Consider the following 5779-nt stretch of genomic DNA (forward strand, 5'->3'; position numbering starts at 1 on the left):
ACTGCGGCCCGATCCCAGCCCCGTTCCCGCAACACCGTGCGCAACGCCACCGAGCGTTCCCGGCGAGCCCATAACCCATCACTGGGAACCGGCCTACGGCCTCCTCCACGCCGCATCCGAGCCATCCGCCGCATATTTTCACTCTGTGTCCCGACCACCACATGCTGGCGGGGCGCCTCAGCTGCACAGACTTTCACGCACAGCGGGCTATCACACTCATGCAAACCCAGCTCGTCTGGCTGAAGGAGCACACCGAGCCGACGCGCCAACGCGTACCGATGCGGCCGCACGCAAATCCCTTTACCCCTACGGTAAATGAAGAACCGACCATATCTGTCGTCGATTCCTGAAAAGTAGACCGCTGAGGGTCCCGCAATGTTGACCCACTTGGTGGTCTTTTGGAGGGATGCTCTCGGTGGAGGATTGGGCGGAGATTCGGCGGTTACATCGGGCTGAGGGGGTGCCGATCCGGGAAGTCGCTCGCCGGTTGGGGATTTCGCGGAATACGGTGCGGGCAGCGTTATCGTCGCAGCGGCCGCCGAGGTATGAACGCGAGCCTCGTGGCTCAGTGGCCGATGCTTATGAACCGCAGATTCGGGCGTTGTTGGCCGAGTGGCCAAAGATGCCTGCTCCTGTGATTGCCGAGCGGATCGGCTGGCCGTATTCGAGTTCGCCGTTGAAGAAGAAGCTGCAACGGATCCGCCCGGAGTATGTCGGGATTGATCCGGTCGACCGATTTGTGTATCGACCCGGCGAGATCGCGCAATGCGATCTGTGGTTTCCAGCGATCAAGATCCCGGTCGGCGAGGGACAAGAGCGTGTGTTGCCGGTGTTGGTGATGGTGTTGGGGTTCTCTCGGTCGATCGGTGCAGTGATGTTGCCTTCTCGGCAGGGTGGCGACATCTTGTCGGGCATGTGGTCGCTGATTTGTCGATGGGGACGGGTTCCGAAGACCTTGGTGTGGGATCGCGAGGCAGCCATCGGCGGAACGGGGCGGGTCTCGACGGCGGCAACGGCCTTCGCGGGAACGCTGGCCACCCGTGTTCAGCTGGCTCCGCCGCGAGATCCCGAATACAAGGGTTTGGTGGAGCGAGTCAACGGCTATCTGGAGACCTCGTTTCTGCCGGGGCGTCGCTTTGTCTCGCCAGCCGATTTCAACGCTCAACTCGCAGAGTGGTTGATACGGGCGAACACTCGCACGGTGCGGGCGATCGGGGCGCGGCCGGTTGATCTTTTCGAAACCGACTATCAGGCGATGCTGGAGCTTCCGCCAGTGGATCCCGCGATCGGTTTGATTCATCGCGTTCGGTTGTCTCGCGACTACTACGTGCGCGTCGATTCGGTGGACTATTCGGTCGACCCGCGAGTGATCGGCCGGTTCGTCGACGTCACGGCATCACTTGAGGACGTGACGGTGCGCTGCGATGGTCAGGTGGTGGCCCGGCACCGTCGATGCTGGGCCGCGCGGGCGACGATCACCGATCGGGCTCACGTCGACACCGCGGCTGGGTTGCGCAATGCGCTGGCTGATCAGCGTCGCCGGCGGTCCACGGCGACCCGCCGCCACCATGACGGGCATCCGGTAGCACTACGGGCCCTTCCGGATTATGACGCATTGTTCAGCGTCGACTTTGATTCTGCCCCAACAACAGTGAGGAACAGCTCATGAGCGCGGCCACCAAGACCAATAAGCAGCAGCCCAACAATAGCGCTGCACCGGCGATTGCTGATGTCTCACCGTTGGTTTCGATGCCTGCCGATGGGTTGCCGGCCCAGTTGGCCTATCTGACAAGGGTGTTGAAGACCCCGACGATTGGACGCTGCTGGGAACCTTTGGCTGCGCAAGCCCGCGATGACAACTGGTCTCACGAAGAGTATTTGGCTGCCCTGCTGCAGCGTCAGGTCGCTGACCGGGAATCGGCCGGCACGATTATGCGGATCCGCACCGCGCACTTCCCGCAGGTCAAAACGTTGGAGGACTTCAACCTCGATCACCTTCCGTCGTTGCGGCGAGATGTGCTCGCGCACTTGGCGACGGGCATGTTCGTGCCCAAGGCCGAGAACGTGATCTTGCTGGGACCCCCAGGGATCGGTAAGACCCATCTCGCGATCGGGTTGGGTGTCAAGGCGGCTCACGCCGGCTACAGTGTCCTCTTCGATACCGCTTCTAACTGGATCGCTCGATTGTCTGCAGCGCATCACGCCAACCGTTTGGAGGGCGAGTTAAAGAAGATTCGCCGCTACAAACTCATCATCATCGACGAGGTCGGCTACATTCCTTTCGATCAGGATGCCGCCAACCTGTTTTTTCAGCTGATCGCTTCCCGGTATGAGATCGGCTCGATCATGGTGACCTCAAATCTACCGTTCGGGCGCTGGGGTGAAACGTTTTCCGATGATGTGGTCGCCGCGGCGATGATCGATCGTCTCGTTCATCACGCCGAAGTGCTTACCCTGAGCGGAGATTCGTATCGCACGCGGGCGCGACGGGAACTGTTGACCAAGGACCGAGCGACCACCTGACACTGATCCGGCGTTGCGCTTCGCAGTGGGCTGGCTGCCACCAAACACCCTAGGGTGGACTGGGTGGTTGCCCGTGGCGCGACACAGTTGACGCAATAGCCTGCAGTATTTCGGTGGTGGGTTTACCTGTCGTGACTTCCATAGCCGAGAGCAGCAGCCCGCACAGGTTGACCAAACCGGTGATCAGCCCCTCGCCACCGTTGGGTTCGGCCAGGTAGTCATCGACGCGCTCGCCGAAGAAGGTGCAGTCATCCTGGCTCCAGGCGGTCATGACGTCAATCGCCCAGCGCGTCTTCTCGTCGTCGGCCATCACAACATCGGCACTCGCCGGCTTAGAAGATCAAGCCGGATGTCTTAGTGGTCGCTGCAGCGAAACGGTTTTGGACGTCGGCCCAGTTGACGACGTTCCAAAAGGCGTTGACGTAATCGGCTTTGACGTTCTTGTACTGCAGGTAATACGCGTGTTCCCACATGTCGACTTGCAGCAGCGGGATGATGCCCAGCGGCACGTTGGCCTGCTGATCGTAGAGCTGGAAAGTCAACAGCTTCTCACCGAGCGTGTCATAGCCAAGGACCGCCCATCCCGACCCCTGTAGCCCGTTGGCGGCCGCGGCGAATTGCGCCCGGAACTTGTCGAACGACCCGAACTGATCATCGATGGCTGCCGCCAACTCACCGGTGGGCTTGTCACCACCGTTGGGAGACAGGTTCTTCCACCAGATCGAATGGTTGACATGCCCGCCCAGGTGAAACGCCAGATTCTTCTCGTTGAGGAAGATCGCGGCGTGGTCGTCATTGGCGCGAGCTTCGTCGAGTTTGGCGATCGCGTCGTTGACGCCCTTGACATAGGTGGCGTGGTGCTTGCTGTGGTGAATCTCGTTGATCTGCCCCGAAATATGTGGCTCGAGGGCTCCGTAGTCGTAATCGAGGTCGGGCAGGGTGTAGTCGGCCATCAGATTCTCCGATCGTCAGCTGTCGGGTTTGCGCGGGCACTCGGCACGAATCGCCGGACAAAGGTCTGGGCGGGTCCGGCGACGCACGTTCACCACTTCTGGCAGCATATGTCCGGCAGCTCTCATCTGTCCACCTGTTCATCTGTGCTTATGATACGGTGATGCGGCGGGTCGGTCGTATCCCAGAGTCGGTGCAGCAACCGTGTCCCCTTGACATCGAGGTGGTCGTTGGCGTGCCGGCCGACCCGCCCACAGACTGCTCCGGCGGCGCAAGCGCACAGAACATGAATGCCTGCGGCACAACACTATTCGACGACACAGGCACGCAGCGTCCCGGCGTCGACCCTCCTGAAGATCCCACGGTGACGACCGTGCCGAACGGTCGGACCTCGCAACATGATCGCATCGGCACCGATGTGGGTTAGATTCTGAAGGCATGGAGCACGCCGGTAAGCGGGCGCAGACCAGGAAGGCCAGGTCTGCACTGTCAGACGTGGATGCCGCCGCCTGGTCACAACGATTCGACCTGCTCTCCGATCCTCACCGGCTGGAGATCTTGCTGGTGCTGCACCGCGCACCCGGCATCTGCGTCGGCGAGCTGGCCGACACGCTGGACCGATCGGAAAACGCTGTCTCACAGGCTCTTCGGGTACTGCGCCAGCAGGGCTGGGTGAAATCGACCCGGGTCGGCCGCGCGGTGAGCTACCGACTCGAGGACCAGATCACCCACGATCTGCTGCACTGGATCGGCGCACAGCACAACTGAACACCGGCACTTCAACACCTTCACTCATCACCACGACCCGCGCCGCCACCCGGGTGCCCCGCTTTACCAAACACCGCAGTCGCTTAACCGCACACTCAATTCACCTGTTCATCTAGACAGGTGAACAGGTATCGGATAGCCTTTGGCCTCGTCAGCTGCGGCTCCCCGCGGACCCACCGGCATCACGAATGGACGAGAGGTGCGCAATGGTGTCTGAACCTGCGGTCGAAGAAACGCCCCGGCGTCTGGCCCAATTCCGCGCCAGCCTCTCACGCGCCGACAAAACCTCACTGGCCGGGATGTACGGATTCATCGTATTGCTGCACCTAGTGGGCTTCATTGTGCTGTTCGCGTTCGTCGTGCCCAACAATTACCAGCTCGGCGGGGACCACCCGGTCTTCACCATCGGCGTGGGCGTGTTGGCCTACACGCTAGGGCTGCGCCACGCGTTCGACGCCGACCACATCGCCGCCGTCGACAACACCACCCGCAAACTGATCGCCGACAACACCGCAGCCGGCCTGGACAGAAAACCTCTCTCGGTCGGTTTCTGGTTCTCGTTGGGCCACTCCACCATCGTGTTCACCCTGGCGTTCCTGCTCGCCGTCGGGGTTCGCGCGCTGGTCCGACCCGTCCAGGATGAAAGCTCGACACTGCACACCATCACCGGCATGATCGGCCCCTCAGTATCCGGAATCTTCTTGTGGATCATCGGCATCCTGAACCTGGTCGCCCTGCTCGGCATCATCAAAGTGTTCCGCGAACTGCGCCGCGGCCGCTACGACGAAGCCGCGCTAGAAAAACAACTCGACTCACGCGGATTCATGAACCGCTTCCTGGGCGGGCTGACCAAATCAGTCACCAAACCGTGGCACATCTACCCCATCGGCGTGCTGTTCGGACTCGGCTTCGACACAGCCACCGAAGTCGGGCTGCTCGTGCTCGCCGGCGGCGCCGCCGCGTTCAACCTGCCGTTCTACGCCATCCTGGTTCTGCCAATCCTGTTCGCCGCCGGCATGTGCCTGATGGACACCACCGACGGCGTCTTCATGAACTACGCCTACGGCTGGGCCTTCGCCAAACCCGTCCGCAAAATCTTCTACAACCTCACCATCACATCGATCTCCGTCGCCGTCGCGCTGATCATCGGCACCATCGAACTCATCGGCGTGCTCGCCGACCGCCTCCACATCGACTCCGGACCACTCGCCGCGATCGCCAACATCAACCTCGACTACGCCGGCTACGCCATCGTCGCGCTATTCGTCTTCTCCTGGCTTATCGCCGTGTCCGTCTGGAGATTCGGAAACATCGAACAACGCTGGTCCACCAACCTCACCAGCTGAACGGCCGTCGGTCCGGCCGACCTGCGCCGCGCCTCAACGACGCAAGCGGGTCAACTTTCCGGGAACCGCAGCGGGTCAATTTTGAGAAACCGTTGACAGGCCTGTTGGAGAGCGTCGGTGTTTCGGGAGCCGGGTAGCGGGACTGATGCCCACACGCCGTCGGTGACGCCCAGTTTCAGAGCGCGCTGGGC

The 5779-nt window shown here is 61.6% G+C and carries 6 protein-coding genes; 4 read left to right on the plus strand and 2 right to left on the minus strand.

Annotation, left to right across the window (positions count from 1 at the left end; translation table 11 throughout):
• The first annotated feature begins 406 nt into the window (after positions 1–406).
• Positions 407–1669 (plus strand): IS21 family transposase, encoded by a 1263-nt coding sequence (gene istA / locus SKC41_RS31535; RefSeq protein ID WP_061559562.1) that lies wholly within the window; start codon positions 407–409, stop codon positions 1667–1669.
• Between the two features lie 80 nt (positions 1670–1749).
• Complete coding sequence (gene istB, locus SKC41_RS31540; protein ID WP_061560266.1) at positions 1750–2523, plus strand: IS21-like element helper ATPase IstB; 774 nt, start codon at positions 1750–1752, stop codon at positions 2521–2523.
• Between the two features lie 49 nt (positions 2524–2572).
• Here the strand turns inward: istB and SKC41_RS31545 are convergent, their stop codons facing one another.
• Together SKC41_RS31545 and SKC41_RS31550 are read right to left on the minus strand one after the other, a co-directional pair.
• Positions 2573–2833 carry a hypothetical protein gene (locus tag SKC41_RS31545; RefSeq protein ID WP_061559563.1) on the minus strand — a complete coding sequence of 87 codons (261 nt, stop codon included), beginning with the start codon at positions 2831–2833 and terminating at the stop codon, positions 2573–2575.
• A gap of 22 nt (positions 2834–2855) precedes the next feature.
• Entirely contained in the window at positions 2856–3476 is a 621-nt protein-coding gene (locus SKC41_RS31550) for a superoxide dismutase (RefSeq protein WP_061559564.1), read from the minus strand.
• Between the two features lie 436 nt (positions 3477–3912).
• On the opposite strand from SKC41_RS31550, the gene SKC41_RS31555 reads away from it, so the two are divergent.
• Positions 3913–4242: an ArsR/SmtB family transcription factor gene (locus SKC41_RS31555; protein WP_061559566.1), complete on the plus strand. Its 330-nt coding sequence runs from the start codon at positions 3913–3915 to the stop codon at positions 4240–4242.
• Positions 4243–4451: 209 nt separating this feature from the next.
• The gene (locus tag SKC41_RS31560) at positions 4452–5588 is read left to right on the plus strand and encodes a HoxN/HupN/NixA family nickel/cobalt transporter (RefSeq protein ID WP_225337188.1); all 1137 of its coding nucleotides are present in this window, start codon (positions 4452–4454) and stop codon (positions 5586–5588) included.
• Positions 5589–5779 lie beyond the last annotated feature (191 nt).

Origin of the sequence: Mycobacterium sp. 050128 (assembly GCF_036409155.1) — a bacterium.
Lineage (GTDB): Bacteria > Actinomycetota > Actinomycetes > Mycobacteriales > Mycobacteriaceae > Mycobacterium.

Excerpts from the sequence above, each read along its gene's own strand:
- istA (WP_061559562.1), top strand. The coding sequence starts at position 407 with ATGCTCTCGGTGGAGGATTGGGCGGAGATTCGGCGGTTACATCGGGCT.
- istB (WP_061560266.1), top strand. The coding sequence starts at position 1,750 with ATGCCTGCCGATGGGTTGCCGGCCCAGTTGGCCTATCTGACAAGGGTG.
- SKC41_RS31545 (WP_061559563.1), bottom strand. The coding sequence starts at position 2,833 with ATGGCCGACGACGAGAAGACGCGCTGGGCGATTGACGTCATGACCGCC.
- SKC41_RS31550 (WP_061559564.1), bottom strand. The coding sequence starts at position 3,476 with ATGGCCGACTACACCCTGCCCGACCTCGATTACGACTACGGAGCCCTC.
- SKC41_RS31555 (WP_061559566.1), top strand. The coding sequence starts at position 3,913 with ATGGAGCACGCCGGTAAGCGGGCGCAGACCAGGAAGGCCAGGTCTGCA.